The 17798-nt window shown below is 59.2% G+C and carries 18 protein-coding genes and 1 pseudogene; 5 read left to right on the top strand and 14 right to left on the bottom strand.

The genetic code is table 11. The features are described from left to right. The first annotated feature begins 13 nt into the window (after nt 1–13). On the top strand, nt 14–397 hold the full coding sequence (locus tag JFT87_RS26525; protein WP_201206222.1) for a tetratricopeptide repeat protein: 384 nt from the start codon (nt 14–16) through the stop codon (nt 395–397). Nucleotides 398–625: 228 nt separating this feature from the next. Then, a complete protein-coding gene (locus tag JFT87_RS26520) occupies nt 626–985 on the top strand; it encodes a PilZ domain-containing protein (RefSeq protein WP_201206220.1) in 360 nt (119 codons plus the stop codon). Between the two features lie 153 nt (nt 986–1138). Here the strand turns inward: JFT87_RS26520 and JFT87_RS26515 are convergent, their stop codons facing one another. From JFT87_RS26515 to JFT87_RS26480, 8 genes are all read right to left on the bottom strand, one after another. Next, nucleotides 1139–1501: a DUF6124 family protein gene (locus JFT87_RS26515; protein WP_201206769.1), complete on the bottom strand. Its 363-nt coding sequence runs from the start codon at nt 1499–1501 to the stop codon at nt 1139–1141. Nucleotides 1502–2049: 548 nt separating this feature from the next. Continuing rightward, nucleotides 2050–2265 (bottom strand): hypothetical protein, encoded by a 216-nt coding sequence (locus JFT87_RS26510; RefSeq protein ID WP_201206218.1) that lies wholly within the window; start codon nt 2263–2265, stop codon nt 2050–2052. A 200-nt stretch (nt 2266–2465) separates the two neighbouring features. Further along, entirely contained in the window at nt 2466–3797 is a 1332-nt protein-coding gene (locus JFT87_RS26505; RefSeq protein ID WP_201206216.1) for a DUF58 domain-containing protein, read from the bottom strand. 116 nt (nt 3798–3913) lie between these two features. Then, the gene (locus JFT87_RS26500) at nt 3914–4912 is read right to left on the bottom strand and encodes an AAA family ATPase (protein WP_201206214.1); all 999 of its coding nucleotides are present in this window, start codon (nt 4910–4912) and stop codon (nt 3914–3916) included. Next, entirely contained in the window at nt 4909–6072 is a 1164-nt protein-coding gene (locus JFT87_RS26495; RefSeq protein ID WP_242487345.1) for a DUF4350 domain-containing protein, read from the bottom strand. The genes JFT87_RS26500 and JFT87_RS26495 overlap by 4 nt, the downstream gene beginning before the upstream one ends. Continuing rightward, complete coding sequence (locus JFT87_RS26490) at nt 6069–7616, bottom strand: DUF4129 domain-containing protein (protein ID WP_201206210.1); 1548 nt, start codon at nt 7614–7616, stop codon at nt 6069–6071. The genes JFT87_RS26495 and JFT87_RS26490 overlap by 4 nt, the downstream gene beginning before the upstream one ends. Further along, nucleotides 7603–8580 carry a stage II sporulation protein M gene (locus JFT87_RS26485; RefSeq protein ID WP_201206208.1) on the bottom strand — a complete coding sequence of 326 codons (978 nt, stop codon included), beginning with the start codon at nt 8578–8580 and terminating at the stop codon, nt 7603–7605. The genes JFT87_RS26490 and JFT87_RS26485 overlap by 14 nt, the downstream gene beginning before the upstream one ends. Beyond that, the gene (locus JFT87_RS26480) at nt 8577–9302 is read right to left on the bottom strand and encodes an RDD family protein (RefSeq protein WP_201206206.1); all 726 of its coding nucleotides are present in this window, start codon (nt 9300–9302) and stop codon (nt 8577–8579) included. Before JFT87_RS26480 ends, JFT87_RS26485 begins: the two co-directional genes overlap by 4 nt. Nucleotides 9303–9488: 186 nt before the next feature. Here JFT87_RS26480 and sbcB point away from each other — a divergent pair, with 186 nt between their 5' ends. Next, nucleotides 9489–10919, top strand: coding sequence for an exodeoxyribonuclease I (gene sbcB / locus JFT87_RS26475; RefSeq protein ID WP_201206204.1), 1431 nt, complete (start codon nt 9489–9491; stop codon nt 10917–10919). A gap of 101 nt (nt 10920–11020) precedes the next feature. Here sbcB and mvaT read toward each other — a convergent pair whose 3' ends face one another. Further along, nucleotides 11021–11398 carry a histone-like nucleoid-structuring protein MvaT gene (gene mvaT, locus JFT87_RS26470; RefSeq protein WP_007933316.1) on the bottom strand — a complete coding sequence of 126 codons (378 nt, stop codon included), beginning with the start codon at nt 11396–11398 and terminating at the stop codon, nt 11021–11023. A gap of 338 nt (nt 11399–11736) precedes the next feature. Here mvaT and purU point away from each other — a divergent pair, with 338 nt between their 5' ends. Beyond that, nucleotides 11737–12585: a formyltetrahydrofolate deformylase gene (gene purU / locus JFT87_RS26465; protein ID WP_201206202.1), complete on the top strand. Its 849-nt coding sequence runs from the start codon at nt 11737–11739 to the stop codon at nt 12583–12585. A gap of 79 nt (nt 12586–12664) precedes the next feature. After that, nucleotides 12665–12841 (top strand): hypothetical protein, encoded by a 177-nt coding sequence (locus JFT87_RS26460; protein WP_201206200.1) that lies wholly within the window; start codon nt 12665–12667, stop codon nt 12839–12841. 38 nt (nt 12842–12879) lie between these two features. On the opposite strand, the gene JFT87_RS26455 is transcribed toward JFT87_RS26460, so the two are convergent. The 5 genes and pseudogenes from JFT87_RS26455 to JFT87_RS28970 form a co-directional block, all read right to left on the bottom strand. Further along, complete coding sequence (locus JFT87_RS26455; protein ID WP_201206199.1) at nt 12880–13875, bottom strand: lysylphosphatidylglycerol synthase transmembrane domain-containing protein; 996 nt, start codon at nt 13873–13875, stop codon at nt 12880–12882. After that, entirely contained in the window at nt 13872–14648 is a 777-nt protein-coding gene (locus tag JFT87_RS26450; RefSeq protein ID WP_201206197.1) for a DUF2334 domain-containing protein, read from the bottom strand. The genes JFT87_RS26455 and JFT87_RS26450 overlap by 4 nt, the downstream gene beginning before the upstream one ends. Further along, on the bottom strand, nt 14641–15753 hold the full coding sequence (locus JFT87_RS26445; RefSeq protein ID WP_201206195.1) for a glycosyltransferase: 1113 nt from the start codon (nt 15751–15753) through the stop codon (nt 14641–14643). Before JFT87_RS26445 ends, JFT87_RS26450 begins: the two co-directional genes overlap by 8 nt. A 153-nt stretch (nt 15754–15906) precedes the next feature. Continuing rightward, on the bottom strand, nt 15907–16671 hold the full coding sequence (locus tag JFT87_RS28975; RefSeq protein WP_446739751.1) for a methyl-accepting chemotaxis protein: 765 nt from the start codon (nt 16669–16671) through the stop codon (nt 15907–15909). A gap of 93 nt (nt 16672–16764) precedes the next feature. Further along, nucleotides 16765–17796, bottom strand: a pseudogene (locus tag JFT87_RS28970) (HAMP domain-containing protein); the annotation flags it as partial. Nucleotides 17797–17798 lie beyond the last annotated feature (2 nt).

Here is a 17798-nt window from a genome sequence, read left to right as displayed (position 1 = left end):
CAGGAGAACCCCCATGCGATTCGTGCTCATTGCCGCCCTTGCCATCAGTGCCCTCAGCGTCACGGGCTGCACCCGTTGGTCGATGAACCATCATTTGAATAACGCCTACAGCGCCTATGACCGGGGCAATTGCGAGCAGGTGATGCTCGAGCTGTCCAAGGTTGACCGCGACAGCCGCGCCCGGCGCTACGTGCAGCCGGAAGTGTCGATGATGCGCGGCCAATGCCTGGAACGGCAAAAGCTGTTTATCGATGCCGCGCAAACCTACGAGTTCATCATTGCCTCGTACCCGCAAAGCGAATACGCCTACCGTGCCCGTGCGCGCCTGGAAACCCTGCAGTCGCTGGGCCATTACCCAACCCGCAGCGCGGCGGTGGTGCAGCCGACCGGCTTCTGATGATAGATCTCATACAAAGGCTGGCCGCGTGTACAAGCTGAGCTATAGTCGAATCACCCCGTTTTAGAGCCTGGCCTCTAAACCGGGGCAACACCTGCGACTGGCAGCAGTCAGGTGACGGCGTCATGGCGACCGTCACACCGGAAGCGGGGAGAGCGTACCTGCAAGACAGGTTCGTTCCGAAGCACAGTGCGGCTCTGTGATGGAGCCCTGCATGGCGAACCGCGCATGTTTACCGACCGCCGTATCGAGCGGCATCAACTGCCGTATTTTCTGAAAGTGTTCAACAGCGTCACCGACAGGCCCATCGGCTTTCTAGGCAATGTGTCTGAAGACGGTTTGATGCTCATCAGCCAGTTGCCGATGATGATTGGTGCGGACTTTGACTTGCGTCTGAAAATCCCGGCCAGCGATGGCTGCATGCAGGTCATCGACGTGCGCGCGTATTGCCTGTGGTGCCACGAAGACGCGACGCCCCACCACTATGACGCCGGGTTCAGCCTGCAACGGGCACCGCCGGAATATGGGCAATTGGTGAGCGCGTTGCGCCAGTACTTCAGTTTTCAGCCGTTGCCTGCTTCGGCTTGATTTCTGCGGCGCGTTCACTATTGCCATCGCGAGCAGGCTCGCTCCTTCATTGGTTGATCGTTTGTGACCACCCATAATGGGTTCACCGCTGATCCATTGTGGGAGCGAGCTTGCTCGCGATGGCGTCGTGGCAAGACAACGCCTGCCTGAAGGTCAGGCCAGCGCAATCGCCCGTTCACTGTCCAGCGTCTTCTCCGCCAGCAACAACCCCATCTCGCTCAAGTGATAAATCGCCATCGCCAGATGCCGCGGCTTGTCTTCCAAGCTGTCCGCCAGATCCAGCAACAGAATGCTCACCGACGAAAACGTTTCGTAGGTCTGGATGGCGATGGCTTCGGAGTTAATGTCGGGGGCGACCATGAACATCTGCATGGCGCGATCGACGGAGTTGCGGGAGGGCGGTTCGGGTTTTAGGTAGTGGTCGAGGGCGCGTTCTGCGGCTTCATGGAGTTTTTTTGAGTCGGGAGAAGCGTAGGGGGATGTATCGGCGGAATCTATCTCAGGGGGCTTATGGATGCCTTTTGCATTGCCTTGTTTCCTTTTATTGGGCGCTGCCTCCGCTTCGCGACTAAATGAAGGGAGGCAGCTATGCGCAGGTTAGTCGACCGGTGGAAACAAGGTTTTCCGGCGCACCCGAAGGTGCCCTGCACACAGCCACCATCAAGTACGGAAGTAGAAAATCCGACCGGATGAAGCCTTGCACCTTGTCTCATGTCAGGCGACTAAACCTGGCCGCTGATTGTCAGCGACAATGTCTAATCTAAGCGGCATCTCTTAGAGTGTCAGTCAGCCCATTCCGGTGACTGCGTAGGCATTGGCACCAAACTTTGTAGTCTTAATTCCCGAAAGCCAAGGGACGTTTTCTAATTCCCGAAAACTGTCGGACCTTTTGGCTACGAGGATTTACTAGATGTGCTTAAAAGTAGACAGGCCTCGCACATTTTCTGAAGTCGTGTCAGGCGGTTTTTTTATTGAGGACACTGGGGTCAAATCTCTAGAAAAATTTTTATCTAGTGGTTCCCTCGAATGGCCCCAGCCGAAGCTTGAACACGTAGCTAATCCATTTATTTGAGGTTTCTTCCTCTGAGCTTAGCCATGCCTTGCTTGATGTAGCCAGCATTTTCACCAACCCTACATAGCGCACCTCGGACGTTTTCACCTACCTCAGTAAAGCCTGCTTTTTCTACTTGTAATGTTAGCTCCATAAGGGCCGCCTCTAACCCAAGCTGATTCTCATACATTCTGTCCAGTACATCAGATAACGAATATTCAAGTGACATAGATTCGACTCCTTTCGAAAAAATAAAAGCATAGCATCGGTTTTTGGGGAGGTTGGAAAGCATTGAAGGAGTTGAGGTACTCGATTGATTACGATTTTCAGCGATTTTTTATACGAAGGGGGAGTGGTGTCTTGTCCCACCTCTATCACCCGAATACGATTTCTATCTCTGTTGAGCGTTGATGGGATGGGATTGAATGTTCAAAACGAGCCAGCCTTCTTCCAGCTCAAATAGCGTGTTACCAGCTCAGTCCCCAATTCCTGAGGCTGTGCATCCAGCGTAGTAACGCCGTTAGCGATCAGATGTTCATGACACTCGTTGCGGGCATTCAAATAGTCAACAGTCCCGCAATATGCCAGCGCCTCATCCAAGGTTTGAATGGGCGTCTGCTGCAACTGGTCAATCGCTGATTCGCGCAGACTTGCTACTAGCACCCGATGTTGCTTTCTCAGGCGCTTGACCGCGTTCAGCAGTTCTTCATCGTCCTCCTCGCGCACATTGGTCACCAGCACTACCAGTGCCCGGCGCTTCTGCCGGGCGATCAGTGGACGGATCGCAGCCTGATAGTCCGCCGGGTGTTGACTGCTGTCGAGGTCGTAAACGGTGTTAAGCAAGACGTTGAGTTGCCCGGCGCCTTTTACCGGCGCGAGGTAACGCGCTTGCTCGCTGGCAAACGTGCACAACCCCACGGCATCGCCCTGACGCAAGGCCACATAACTGAGCAACAGGCAGGCGTTGAGGGCGTGGTCGAAATGGCTGAGTTCGCCATCCTGGCTGCGCATCCGTCGTCCGCAGTCGAGCATGAAAATAATCTGCTGGTCGCGTTCGTCCTGATACTCCCGGGCAATCGGCGTGCGCTGGCGGGCGGTGGCTTTCCAATCGATCTGCCGCAGGCTGTCGCCCTCGCGAAATTCGCGCAGTTGGTGAAACTCCAGCCCCAGGCCGCGACGCTGGCGCTGGCGTACGCCGAGCTGGCTGAGCCAGTTGTCCACCGCCAGCAGTTGGCCGCCATAGAGGCGGGCGAAATCCGGGTAGACGCGGGTGTGGTCGGTGACGTCGAGCAGGCGTTTGCCTGACCATAAACCGAGCAGACTCGGCAGGTTGATTTCGCAGTGTTCAAAGCTGAAGTGCCCGCGTTTGAGGGGGCGCAAGCGGTAGCCCACGTGGCTGATCCGGCCAGCTTGCAGCTCGATGCCTAGCGGCAGATTTTCAAAGCTCAGGCCATCCGGAACGTGATCAAAAAGCTGTATTTCCAGTGGTTCGCTGAAGTCGTGTTCGATCTCCAGGCGCACTTCGCCCCAGCGACCGAGCGCGAGGCTGCCGGGCATTTGCCGTTTGACTCGTATGGCGGGCAGGCGCTTGAGGCGCAGCGCGTCGATTGTCGCCAGGGCCAGCAGGGCGAGCAGCAACCCCCAGTTGATCGACAGCAGACTCGGCGGAATGTCGATATCGAGTGCCTGCAAGGTGCCGAGGGCAATGCCGATGGCCAGCAGCAGTGTCAGCCAGATCAATAGGAGTTTTGAGGGTTTCATGGCGTGGCACCGGACTGTCTGCTGAAAAGATCGCAGCCTGCGCCAGCTCCTGCATGAGAACGCATTCACCTGTAGGAGCTGCCGAAGGCTGCGATCTTTTCTGCTCAAAACGGGATTCACAGGCGCGGCGCCGGCACTTGGTCGAGCAGTTGCTCAAGCACCTGATCAACGTCCAGCCCTTCGATGTCCAGCTCCGGAGCGATCCGCACCCGATGGCGCAACACCGCCAGCGCACAGCCCTTGATGTCGTCGGGAATCACAAACTCGCCACCGCGCAACAACGCCCGCGCCCGCGCACAACGCACCAGGGCGATGGAGGCCCGCGGGCCCGCGCCGAGGGTCAGGCCGGGCCAGGAGCGAGTGGCCCGGGCCACGCGGATGGCGTAGTCGAGCACCTGTTCATCGAGGGGCAAGTCGCTGGCGATGCGTTGCAGCGCCATCACATCCTTGGCCTGCAACACCGTGCGCAAGGGCTGCACGTCGAGCATATCTGCCCGGGTCGAGCGGCTGACCTGGCGGACCATGTCCAGCTCTTGCTCGGCGTCGGGGTAGTCCATGCGCACCTTGAGCATGAAGCGATCCAGCTCGGCTTCCGGCAGTGGGTACGTGCCTTCCTGTTCAATGGGGTTTTGCGTGGCGAGCACCATGAACGGTTGCGTGATGGGCAGTGCCCGCCCTTCAAGGGTGACCTGGCGTTCCTGCATGGCTTCAAGCAGCGCCGCCTGGGTTTTGGCCGGGGCGCGGTTGATTTCGTCGGCCAGCAACAGGTTGGTGAACAACGGTCCCTTGCGCAGTTTGAACTGCTCGGTTTGCAGGTCGTACACCGCGTGCCCGGTGACGTCGCTGGGCATCAGGTCCGGGGTGAACTGGATGCGCGCGAACTCACCGCCGAAGCAGCGGGCGAGGGCGCGGACCAGCAGGGTTTTGCCCAGGCCGGGCACGCCTTCGAGCAACACGTGGCCGCCAGCGATCAGCGCGGTAAGCACGTCATCGATCACGGTGTCCTGGCCGATAACCGCCTTCTGCAATTCGCTGCGCACGGCTTGGGCCAATTGACTGGCGCGCTGGCGCTGCTGGGCGGCGTGCTGTTGTGTGCCGGGCTCGATCTCACTCATAGGGCATTCCTCAAGGTTTGCAGGTGGGCGACCTGACGGCTGAACTCAGCGCTGGACAGCCGCTGTTTCGGGCGTGGGCTCAGGGCCTGGCTGATGGCGCGGGTGGGTTGCCGGGTCAGGCGCGCGAGCACCAGCCATTGTTCGGCAACCGCCAATTGTTCGAAGCCGGGATGGCGGCGTCGGGCGCGGCGCAAAATGTCTTGCTGCAAGGCTTGCAGCAGTGCTTGCTGACCGTTGTGGCGCAGGAGGAAATCGGCGCTGGCGCGCAAGTGTTCCTGCAACTGCCGACGCCCGCTCGGGGCTGGTGCCTGAAGCGGGCCATGGCGCACGCCGACATGCCACAGCCACAGGCCGATCAAGGCGAGCAGGGCGACGATGGCCTGCGGGAAATAGCGCCAGAGCAAGGTCAGCAACCCGTCGTGCTCAGTGCTGTAGATCAACGTGACGTTGGTGTCGGCGCTCAGGTACCAGAGCAACCAGGCGTTGTCGTATTGATCGATGGCTTTGTTTTTCCACAGATCGGCGTCGGTGACCACCGTGACCGAGCCGAGGCTGTAGGGCAGTTGCATCATGTGCGTGGCCTTGGCGCTGTTGGCCCAGGCCTGAGCGAGATTCTTTGGGTCGTCGAGGTGGAAATCGGTGTCGAAGCCGGCGTAGGCCGGTGCGTCCTCGTCTTCCAGATAGAGCTTGGTCAGCTTGGGAAAGCGGTCCTGTTCGAGGTCGGCGGGCGGCTCTTTGAGATCCTTGCTCAAGGATTGATGCAGTTGCACCCGATCGAGCAGCAGGTCGTTACTTTGTTTGGTCTGCTCATCCCACAGCGATTCGGCGACGAACACCAGGCGCCCGCCGGCGCGTGTCCAGTTCAACACTTGATCGACCTGACGCGGGGTCATCCGTGAGCGGTCGTTGAACAGCAGCAAAGTGTGTCGGCGCGGATCGATATCCGGCAGCACCGCGAGGCTTTCGGCATGGCTGACGTTGAGGCCGCGTTCACGCAAAAACAGTTCCGCCGCCAGATACGGATTGGCTTGTGCATCAGGCGAGGGGCCGTGATCGATTTCTTCCTGATAGGGCTTGGCCTTGAGGAAAAGGAAAATGCTCAACGCCGCCAGCAGAGCGACGATCAATGCGCCGACGCACCACAGGGTACGGCGACTCAACGGGTGGCTCCGTGGCCGAACAAGGCGCGCCAGCCCTCGCATAATTCCTGTTGCAGGTGCGCCGCCGGGACCCGATGCCCGTAGGCCATGTTTTGCCAATGCGTGGTCAGGTGGCGACTGAAGGTGAGCAGTTCGGGGCGCTGCAAGTGCTCGATGCGCGCGAGTACCTGACTTTCAGTGTCGGCGGGTTTCAGCGTCAGATCAAAATCGTGGAGCAAATGGCTGAGCAAGCCTCGATAGAGCAGGCTCAACGCCGCACGTGGCTGGGTGGGCCAGAGTTGCTCGGCGCTGGCGGCAATGTCGTCGGGCAACGTGTCGCGGTTCAAGTCCAGGCCGAAGGCTTGTTGCGGCAGCGTGCGTTGTGGCTTGGCCGGCAGGCGCGGCCGTCGGCTGACAAACGCTTGCAGAAATTCGCGGTAGCGCCAGAGCAACCAGCCGAACGCGGCAATCACGATGCCCCACAGCAGCACCTCAATGAGCTTGGCCAGACCGTCGAGGTGCTGGCCGTCGAGCCAGCCCAGCAGGGTTTTCAGCCATGGCGGTGCTTCGCCGGGTTTTGTCTCTTTGGCCTGCGCTGCCGGGTCGTCACCGAAGCGATAACGGGTGACGGATTCCCTATTCTTGAACGGCGGCTGTTCGAGCAGGGCTTTGATGTTGTCGCGTGAGGCCTGGCTGGTCAGCGGCTGATTCAACAAGCGCGGTGCATTGGGGCCTGTATCGGCTTCGGCGGCCCAGACCGAGGGCGCGTTCGGCAGTACCAGACAGACCGCCAGCAGCAGACCGAGTACGCCGTTGTTCAGGCGCTGGCGCATCCGACGGAACACCAGTTCAATGTCCCAGGCCTCCAGCACCGTGCGTCGGTTCAGGTAAAGGCTGAAGCCGCAGGCGACGTAGATCGGTTCCCACACCACCAGCACCAGAGCGTAAAAGGCGTTGGTCAGGTGCTCCAGCCACCGCCAGTCGTGATTGGCCGCGGCGATGAGGGTCTGCCAGTTCCAGTCCAGCTCGATCTGCTGGGGCAGGAGCAGGTAGAACAGCACCATCAAGCCGATCCACAAGGCGCTTTCCAGGTGCACGCCAATGATCGTCAGCCACTGCGCGGCGCCGGCATTGCGCTGCAGTAATACGTGCAGACGCTGTTGTCGCGCGATACCGCTCAAGCCTTCAAGTTGCACCACTGGCATCACGAAGCTACGGCTCAGGCTCAGGCGTCGCCAGGTCAGGCTCGCCAGCAGTTGTGGCTTGAGCAGTTGCGGCCATTGGCGCAGGGCCTGTTTGAGGGTGGGGGTTTCACCGAACAGGGTTTGGGACAGTATGTACAACGGCAGTCGTTCGAACGCCGGTTTGAGCCACCAGAAAATAAACACGGCCAGCGACGGCGAATCCCACAACAGCAGGCTGAGCACGGCGAACGTCGGCAAGGTCACGATGGCCCAACTGGTCATCAACAGGCGACGGTGCCGTTGACTCATCAGCACGCCCAGGTCCATGGCTTCCCAGGTGATGCGCGGGCGAATCACCACGGTGGCGTCACTCAGGCGCATGGCGGGTCCGTCCGGCAAACAGCAGGTATACCGCCACCAACAACCAGAGCGCAGCACCGACCAGGTATTTGGTCATTGGCGTAGGCGCGGTCATGGACGACCAGTAGGCTTCGATAAACGCAGCAATCAGCAGAAACAGCATGACCCCGCAAATCAGTAGCACGCTTTTACGCGCCGCCACACGCAAGGATTCGGCCCGAGGCAGGCGCCCGGGTGCAATCAGCGCCCAGCCCAGTTGCAGGCCGGCAGCGCCGGACAGGGCGATGGCGCTCAGCTCGAAGGCCCCGTGGCCAATCACGAATGACCAGAAGGTTTGCCCGTAACCGATGTGGGTCAGGTGCCCGGCCACCGCACCGATCGTCAAGCCGTTGAAGAACAGGAAAAACGCGCTACCCAGGCCAAACAGCAAACCGCTGGCGAAGGTCTGAAAGGCGATACCGATGTTGTGCATGATGTAGTAGCCGAACATCACCCAGTCTTCACTGGCCGCCCGTTCGGCCGACCGCCCGAGGTGCCCGGCAACGGGGTCGTACATGCTTTGCATCTCGGTCACCTGCTCGGTCGGGATCAGGTTGTAGATCAGGTCCGGGAACAGGTACACCAGCAAGCCCATGCCGATCAGGCTGCCAAAAAACATCAGGCCGGCAGCCAATACAAAGCGCCACTGCTGGCGCACCAGTTGCGGGAAACCGGCCAGGATAAACGCCAGTGCGTTGGCCCCCAACTGGCTGCGATGCCGATAAAACTGTTGATGGCCACGCAGCACCTGATGCTGCAACGAATCCACCAGGAAACTGCTGTAGCCGCGCTCGCGGGCCAGGGCCAGGTGTTGGCAGAGGCGTCGATAGTCTTTCGGGAAACTGGCGATTCGTGTGGCTTCCTTGCCCCGTTCCAACCGGTCAAGCATGAGGGCGAACTGCTCCCATTCGGCCTTGTGGCGACTTTCGAACAGGCTTTGCTTCATGCGGGGCCCAACAAGCTGCGGGCGATGCCGTTGAGTTCAGTCACCGCTTTCGGCGCGCTGATATGCAGCGGCTGAGCGAGCAGGGCGGCCAGTTCGTTGACCCGCGCCGGTGACAATTCACCCTGGCGTTCGGCAAAACCGAGGATGGCGCGTTGCTCGGTCAGCGTCAGGGCAAACACCGGGCGCCGGGGTTGGGCTTCGGGCAGTTCGGGGCGGGTGAGCGGTTTTTCGCTGTAGATCACCAGCGTGCCGGCGGCCAGGTCGCCGAGGCGCTTGAAGGTCGGGTGTTGCAGGCAACTGATGGCCCCGAGGAAATAGCCGAACGGCAACAGGTCGACAAAACGCAGCAGATTGCGCAGCAACGAGGCCGACCAGCCGACGGGCGTGCCATCGTCCTGCACCACCCGCAAACCCATCCATTGCTTGCCGGGCGAGCGACCCTGATTGAGCACCTCGAACAGCACCATGTACCACCAACTGACCCCGAACAGCAGGATTGAGCCCAGCCCGGCACCGAGTTTGCCGAGAAACGCCAGAACGGTGAACAGCAAACCGAGGATCAGCCCGCGCAGCCCGAGGTCGATGGAGAACGCCAGTGCACGGATCATCAGCCCGGCCGGGCGCAGTGGCAAGTCGATGCCTTCGGGCGTTTCGACTTGATACCGCGTGTCCAGTGGCGGGGACAGCGTCGCTTTCCTTGGCAGTGCTGTGCTCTCGAGCATGGGCAACCTGAATGATGGGGCCGGGTCGGGATTCAATCTTCGTCCGATGCTAGCAGCCTCTCGGGGGGAAACGACATAACTATGTATTGCACGGTGAGTTGTCAGAGGTGATTGAATGACAGATTGACTGGCCGCAGCGACTTGTCTGCGCCTAGACTTCGTCGGTCTTCAGTTCAGGAACAGCCCGTGACCTCCATCTTCTGGTACGACTATGAAACCACTGGCATCAACCCCCGTTGTGACCGCCCGCTGCAAGTGGCGGGGATTCGCACCGACTTCGAACTCAATGAAATAGACGAGCCGGTCAATCTTTACTGCCAGCCCAGCGATGACATCCTGCCGCATCCGGCTGCCTGCGCGATCACCGGTATCACGCCGAGTCGCCTGGCCAGGCAAGGGTTGAGCGAAGCCGACTTCATGACGCGGGTGCATGCCCAACTCGCGGCCCCCGGTACCTGTGGGGCGGGTTACAACACGTTGCGTTTCGACGACGAGATGACCCGTTACAGCCTGTATCGAAACTTTTTCGACCCGTATGCCCGCGAGTGGCAGGGCGGCAACAGCCGCTGGGACCTGATTGATGTGGTGCGCGCAGCCTATGCCTTGCGTCCCGATGGCCTGAGCTGGCCTACGGATGACGAAGGACGGGTGACGCTCAAGCTGGATCGTCTGACGGTGGCCAATGGCATCGATCATGGCAACGCCCACGAGGCCTTGTCGGACGTGCGCGCCACCATTGCCCTGGCCCGTCTGATTCGGGAAAAACAACCGAAGCTGTATGACTGGCTGTTCCAGTTACGCAGTAAACAGAAGGTGATGGATCAGGTTCGGCTGCTGCAACCGATGGTGCACATCTCCGGGCGTTTTTCGGCAGCTCGCCACTATGTGGGTGTGGTGCTGCCGTTGGCCTGGCACCCGCGCAACAAGAACGCACTGATAGTTTGCGACTTGCACCTCGATCCCCAGGGCTTGCTCGATCTGGATGCTGAGACGCTGCGTCAGCGCCTGTATACCCGCCGCGATGATCTGGCTGACGGCGAGTTGCCGGTGCCGCTCAAACTCATTCATATCAACAAATGCCCGGTGGTGGCACCGCTCTCGGTACTTCGTTCTGAAGATCAGCAACGCCTGGGGCTGGATATGGCGCTATATCAGGAACGGGCGCTGCGGCTAAGTGACGCACAACAAGTTTGGCGAGATAAAGTCGCGGCGATTTATTCCAGCGACGATTTCTCATCAAGCCAGGACCCGGAGCAACAGTTATACGATGGCTTTATCGGAGATCGGGATCGGCGTTTGTGTGAGCAAGTCAGAGCCGCTGACCCTGCACAATTAGCGCAACAACAATGGCCGTTCGATGATGAACGTTTACCTGAATTATTGTTTCGATATCGCGCACGCAACTTTCCCGATACGTTGAATTTCGAAGAGCAAGAACGCTGGCGAATATTCTGTCAGCAACGATTGTCGGCGCCTGAATGGGGAGCGCCAAATACCCTGGAATCATTTGCAGAGGCAGCCACCCAATTGGCGATTAGTGCTACATCGATTCAGCGAGAGGTGCTCAATGAATGGCAGAATTATGTCCAGGCATTACGCAAACGTTTGAGTCTTTGAGTTCGAACATGAAGGTTGCCTGAACCTCAGGCATAAAAAAACGCCAGCATCAGCTGGCGTTCTTTTGAGTCGCGAAATCAGTCTGCGACAGGCGTTGCGGCTTAGCCCAGCAGGGTAGCCCAGCCTTCAACCACGTCACCGCCCCACTTGGCTTTCCACTCTTTCAGAGTTTTGTGGTTGCCACCTTTGGTTTCGATGACTTCGCCGTTGTGCGGGTTTTTGTATTGTTTAACTTTGCGAGCACGCTTGGTGCCAGTAGTTTTTACTGCGCCGCCGCGTGGTGCTTTGGTTTTGGACTCTGGATCCAACAGCGCGATGATGTCACGCAGGGATTTGGAGTATTCACCCATCAGGGTGCGCAGTTTGCCTTCGAATTCCAGCTCGGTTTGCAGTTTGTCGTCTTGGGACAGGTTCTTCAAACGGGCTTGCAGCTCTTTGATAGCTTCTTCGGTGGCGCGGTATTCGTTGATCAAGGACATGAGGACTACCTTATGTAGGACGCAGGATGGCAGGGGACAGTGCGGCAATAATAGTCAGGGTGTTTCATCAAGTAAACATTTAACCGGAGTTTATTTAATTTAGTTACGGTGAGCCGGTCACAAAACCGATGTATTGTTAAATAGTGTCAGGGTAGTCATCACAGATATTCACAATTGTTCTCTTGAAGATGGGCTACAAGAACACCATCGCGAGGGCAGTGACGCTGCCAGAACCCCTGTCGCTGAACGGCGTGCCGGGCAAGGCGTCATCAATACTGCAGTTTTGCTGCGCAATCGCTAGAATGGCGGCCTTTGCGAAGTTCTGGAGTTTGACCCTCATGCGCACTTTTCGGCTGGTGATTGCTTGCCCGGACCGCGTCGGCATCGTTGCTAAAGTCAGTAACTTTCTGGCGTCACATAACGGCTGGATCACTGAAGCGAGCCATCACTCGGACAATCTCAGTGGCTGGTTCTTCATGCGTCACGAAATTCGTGCCGATTCGCTGCCTTTTGGTATTGAGGCTTTGCGCGAAGCGTTCGCGCCGATAGCCGAAGAGTTCTCGATGAACTGGCGTATTACCGACACTGCGCAGAAAAAGCGCGTGGTGTTGATGGCCAGCCGTGAATCTCATTGCCTGGCTGACTTGCTGCACCGCTGGCACAGTGATGAACTGGATTGCGAAATTTCCTGCGTGATCTCCAACCATGACGACTTGCGCAGCATGGTCGAGTGGCACGGCATTCCGTACTACCACGTACCGGTCAATCCGCAAGACAAAGAGCCGGCCTTCGCCGAAGTTTCGCGCCTGGTCAAACAGCACGATGCCGAAGTGGTAGTACTTGCCCGTTATATGCAGATTCTGCCGCCAGCGTTGTGCAGCGAATATGCCCACAAAGTCATCAACATTCACCACAGCTTCCTGCCGTCGTTCGTTGGTGCCAAGCCGTACCACCAGGCTTCCCTGCGTGGCGTGAAGCTGATCGGCGCCACTTGCCACTATGTCACCGAAGAACTGGACGCCGGTCCGATCATCGAGCAGGACGTGGTGCGTGTCAGCCACAGCGACAGCATCGAAGACATGGTGCGCTTCGGTCGCGACGTCGAGAAGATGGTGCTGGCCCGCGGTCTGCGTTATCACCTGGAAGACCGGGTGCTGGTGCACGGCAATAAAACTGTCGTGTTCTAACACTGCACGGTTGAAATTCGAAGGGCCTGGGCGTTCAATCGCTCAGGCCCTTCGCCGTTTCAGCACTAAGGACATGACCATGGCCGATCCACTGGATAGAGCCACTTCCAAGGCGCCCGCCACGTTGGGCGAGGGTTGTTTGAGTCGTTATGATCCGGATGAGATGAGCCCGGAAGACGGGACAGAGTTTCCCGGTGCGGCCGAGTTGTGGGAGGAGTTGAAGCCCGAGTCCGACGATGAAAGGATTAAACCCTGAAAAGATCGTCCGAACGCGGCCCGAGCCTTCGGCAGCTCCTACGCCTGCTTGAGCTTCATTAACTTTTTAAGCAGCGGTCGCCCAAGCATTAGCAAAAACACCGGTCCACCGACGACCAGATAGAAGTAATACGTCACCGCCCGCCAGATCAGAATCGCTGCCGCTGCAGTCGATTTTCCCACCATGGGCGCCAACAGCGCCGCCGACGTCAACTCCGCCGCCCCGGCACCGCCCGGCAACAGGCTGAACTGCCCCGCGCTCAGCGAGAGCATTTGAATCAGAAAGGTCCAGGCCCACTGCAAATCCGCCCCCAAACCGCGCAACGCCAGATACAGCACGCTATAACGCACGGCCCAATGCAGGCAGGTTAAGGCAAACACCTTGATCAGCGTCTGATAAGGCAATTTCAGCGTGTCAGTGAACGCCGCCAGAAAATGCAGGAGTTTTCGCGCCCAACGCAGGCGCGTGGTCGCTTTGACATTCAGGCGCGCCAGCAGCCGACCGCTCAGGCGAATCAGTAGGCGATGGTAGCGAGCCACCACCACGCAACTGACCAACCCACCGAACATCGAGACGGCGCTGACCGTCAGCAGCCACTCCATGCGTTGGCTGAGGTGCTGGAACAGCGCATAAATCAGAATCCCGCTGAGGGCGCAGAGAAAGAACAGCAAGTCGCTCAATTGGTCCATGGCGAACACCGCGCTGCCCCTGGCCGGGCGCACGCCATTGCGCGCGAGCAAGGCCATGATGGTCAGCGGCCCGCCACTGCCGCCGGGTGTGGCGCAGTAGGCGAACTCGGCGGCCATCACCACGCCGAGGCTTTTGAGGCGGGTGACCTTGTCGCGCTGATCGCCGAGCAACAGGCGCAAACGCATCGTGTTGACCACCCAGCAGAGCAGGATCATGGCGAACATGATCAGCAATTCGCTCAGCGGAAAGTTTTGCAGTCGCGACCAGGTTTCGTTGCCGCCCAGCACCAGCGGGATCAGCACCGCCGCCAGCAAGGCGAGGAACAGCAGAATCCCGCGACTCATGCGGCGCGACCGAAACGGTCATTTTGCAGCGTCAGCCAGTTGGCCTTGGTCATTGGCACACGGCCCTCGTCGAGCAAGCGTTTAAGGGTTTGCAGCCAGTAATTGCGCGAGAATTCATGGCGCATGTCCACCGGGTGCAGACCGAGGCGAATCACCGGTGCTTGCTGCCAGCGTTGTTCACGTTGATCGCTGACGAGTTTGGACACGCCCCGGCGCCAGGCGCTTCGGGCACTCCACACCAGCCCCGGTGCATCGATCGCCGTGAAGTCTGGCAGACGATACAGATGTTGCGAGTCGCTGGTGTAACTCAATGGCAACTGACGCAAGGCCTGACGCGTACCTTCGCTCATCAGCCAGGCAGGCGCTACAAAACCCTGTAAGGGCCAATGGTAACGATCAAACACTTCAATACCGGCGCGCAGGCGGGCGAGGGCCGCCTCCCGGGACAGGCTATAGAACTCGCCTTCGTGAGTGTAGATCCGCCGCATAAACCAGTCCCGTGGCGTGGTTGCCGGCGGGCTGTCATCGCAGTGGAAGTAGCCGTGCAGGGCCAATTCGTCGCCCAGGGCGAGGCGGCTGCTCAACCGTCGCCGAAATCCCGGATGGGCTTCGAGTGCGTTGTGCTTGTGAAAGTCGGGCACTACCAGCCAGGTCATCGGCACGCCGCCCAAGGCGTCGACAGCATCGACGAACGGCTGGTAATCGGCCCAGGTCTGCGGCGCCACGTCGTGCAGCACCAACAGCAGGGCGGGCGCGCTCATGGACTCAACCATTGACGGTCAGCGGCCAGTGGCTGCCGAGCACAGCGTGATAGTGGCCCAGCAGGCTGTTGACCACCGAGTCCCAGGCGTAATGCCGTTCCACATGTTGCCGGGCCAGCTGACCCAGTGCGACGCTGCCCTGACTGAACAACTCGCGCACCGTGTTGGCCATGGCCAAGGGATTGTTCGGCGCGCACAGCAGGCCGCATTGATCAGTGACAATTTCCTGAAAAGCCCCAGCCGCCACAGCGACGACCGGAATGCCGCTGGCCATGGCTTCGAGGATCACCAGGCCGAAGGTCTCTTGATCGCCGGCATGCAGCAACGCATCGGCACTGGCCATCAATCGCGCGACCTGCGCCGCCGGGCAGAACTCATCGACCACCGTGACGTTGTCCGGCACCTGGGCCGGCATCGATGAACCCACCAACAGCAAGTGATAGCGAGGCCCCAGGTGTTGCATGCAACCGAGCAACACCGGCAGGTTTTTCTCCTTGGAGCCACGACCAGCGAAGATCAGCAGCCGGGTGTCTTCATCAATCCCCAGTTCGGCCCGCAGGCCCGGATCGCGGTGACTCGGGTTAAAGGTTTGCAGGTCAACACCCAGCGGTTGCACGAACACGTTGCGCACCCCCAGACCGATCAGTTTGTCCGCCATGACCTGGCTCGGCGCCAACACCCGGTCGAAGTTGCCATAGAGCTTGCTGACATAGGCTTCGACATTGGTGGTTACCCAGTGGCCCATGCGATTGCTGACCAACAGTGGCAAGTCCGAATGATAAAAGCCGATCACCGGCACATCGAGTTGGCGTCGGGCATCCAGCGCCGCCCAAGCGGTGAGGTAGGGGTCGCCGACTTCGATCAGGTCAGGCTGCAAATCCTGCAAAACATTGCGCCACGGCGCCAGGCGAAGGGGAAAGCGATAACCCTTGCCAAAGGGCAGGGCGGGGGCGGGAACCGTGTAAACGCCGTTGTCTTCGCCCAAATGCGCACCGGGGATCAACAGGCTGTGGCGAATGCCGGGTTTGACGAGCAACCGGCGATGTTTGGCATCCAGATATGTCCGTACGCCGCCGCTGGCCGGGGCGTAGAACATGGTGATGTCGGCGATGTGCACGGTTATCAACCCTCCGCTGCGTTGTTCTCCCTTGGTTGACCTTTATCCGGAATAGATGTTCGGTCGGGATTACGACGCAGAGGCAGGAGTAAATAGATCGCAACCTGCGGCTGTATCCCTGTAGGAACTGCCGCAGGCTGCGATCTTTTGATCTTAAATGCGGAAACTACCCACCAACTGCTTCAACCGCGAAGCCTGCTGCTCCAGATCCGAACACGCACGCAATGTCGCATGCAAGTTCTCCACGCCTTCCTGGTTCAGCGTATTGATTTCGGTGATATCGACGTTGATCGACTCCACCACTGCCGTCTGTTCCTCGGTAGCGGTGGCCACCGACTGGTTCATTCCGTCGATCTCGCCGATGCGCAACGTCACGCTGTTCAAGCGCTCACCGGCCAGGTTGGCGATTTCCACGCTGTCCTGGCTGTGGCGTTGGCTTTCGCTCATGGTGCTCACGGATTCACGGGCGCCGACTTGCAACTCCTCGATCATGGTTTGCACCTGTTGCGCCGATTCCTGAGTACGGTGCGCCAGGTTACGAACTTCGTCGGCCACTACCGCAAACCCGCGCCCGGCTTCACCGGCACGTGCCGCTTCAATGGCCGCGTTGAGGGCCAGCAGGTTGGTTTGCTGGGAGATGCTGGTGATCACTTCGAGAATCTGGCCGATGTTCACGGTTTTGCTGTTCAGCGACTCGATGTTGGTGCTCGACGCGCTAAGCATGGTCGACAGTTGATTCATCGCTTTAATGCTGCGATCCACCACTTGCTGACCGTCTTCGGCCAGGCTGCGCGCATCGCTGGCCTGATTCGACGCTTGTGCGGCGTTGCGGGCGATTTCCTGGGCGGCGGCACCGAGTTGGTTGATCGCGGCGGCCACGCTGTTGGTGCGCGAGGCTTGCTGGTCGGAGTTGAACATCGACGAGTTCGAGGCCGCGACCACGCGCAACGCCACTTCGTTGACCTGGCCGGTGGCCGAGGACACTTCGCGAATCGACGTATGAATCCGCTCCACGAAACGGTTGAAAGCGGTGCCGAGGATGCCGAATTCGTCCTGGTTCACGATGGTCAGGCGTTTGGTCAGGTCGCCTTCACCGTCAGCGATGTCTTCCATGGCGCGGGTCATGACGTGCAACGGCTGGATCAGGATACGGATCAGCATGCCGAGCAGGGCGATGATGATCGCCACGGCAATGGTGGTCGCGATGATGGCCGAGGTGCGGAACTCGCTAAGCATGGCGAACGCCTTGCCCTTGTCGACGGAGAGGCCGATGTACCAGTTGACCGAGGATAGCCCTTTGATTGGGGTAAAAGTCACGATGCGGGTTTTGCCATCAACCTGGATTTCGCTCGGTTGATTGCCGATGACTGGCGTGTCTTGCGGGTAGACGTCCTTGAGGGTTTTCATCACCAGCGCTTTGTCCGGGTGAACCAGGATCTTGCCGTCGGCGCTGACCAGGAAGGCATAACCCATGCCGTCGAAGTCCAGCGCGTTGAGGCTGTCGGCGATCACTTGCAGGCTCAAATCGCCGCCGACCACGCCCACGTCCTGACCGTCCTTGAGGACGCGGTTGACGATGGAGATCACCAATTGGCCAGAGGCCATATCGATGTAGGGTTCAGTCAGCGCCGAACCGCTGGAACCTTGGGCCGTTTTGTACCAAGGGCGAACGCGAGGATCGTAGCCGTCGGGCATCTTGCTGTTCGGGCGAATAATGAAGGTGCCATCCTTGTTGCCCAGGAACGCCCCCATAAAGGTAGAACTCACCGCTTTTTGTTCGAGCAGGCTGCCAACGTTGCCAGCCTCTGGGTTCAGTGCAACGGTTTGCGACAGGTTTTCGATCAGCAGGCTGCGACCGGCCAGCCAGGTTTGAATGTTTTTGGCAGTAACGCTGCCCATTTCTTGTAGATAGTTGTCCAGATCGCGGCGAATCGCATTGCGTTGCAAATAGTCGTTGTACAACGTGAACGAGGCAAAGGCAGCAATAACGATCAGGGCGGCGGCAAGCAGGATTTTATGGCTGAAGCGCAGATTTTTGTTCATGG

The sequence above is a fragment of the Pseudomonas sp. TH15 genome (genome assembly GCF_016651105.1).
Classification (GTDB): Bacteria; Pseudomonadota; Gammaproteobacteria; order Pseudomonadales; family Pseudomonadaceae; genus Aquipseudomonas.
This window is presented reverse-complemented; position numbering and strand designations above follow the sequence as displayed.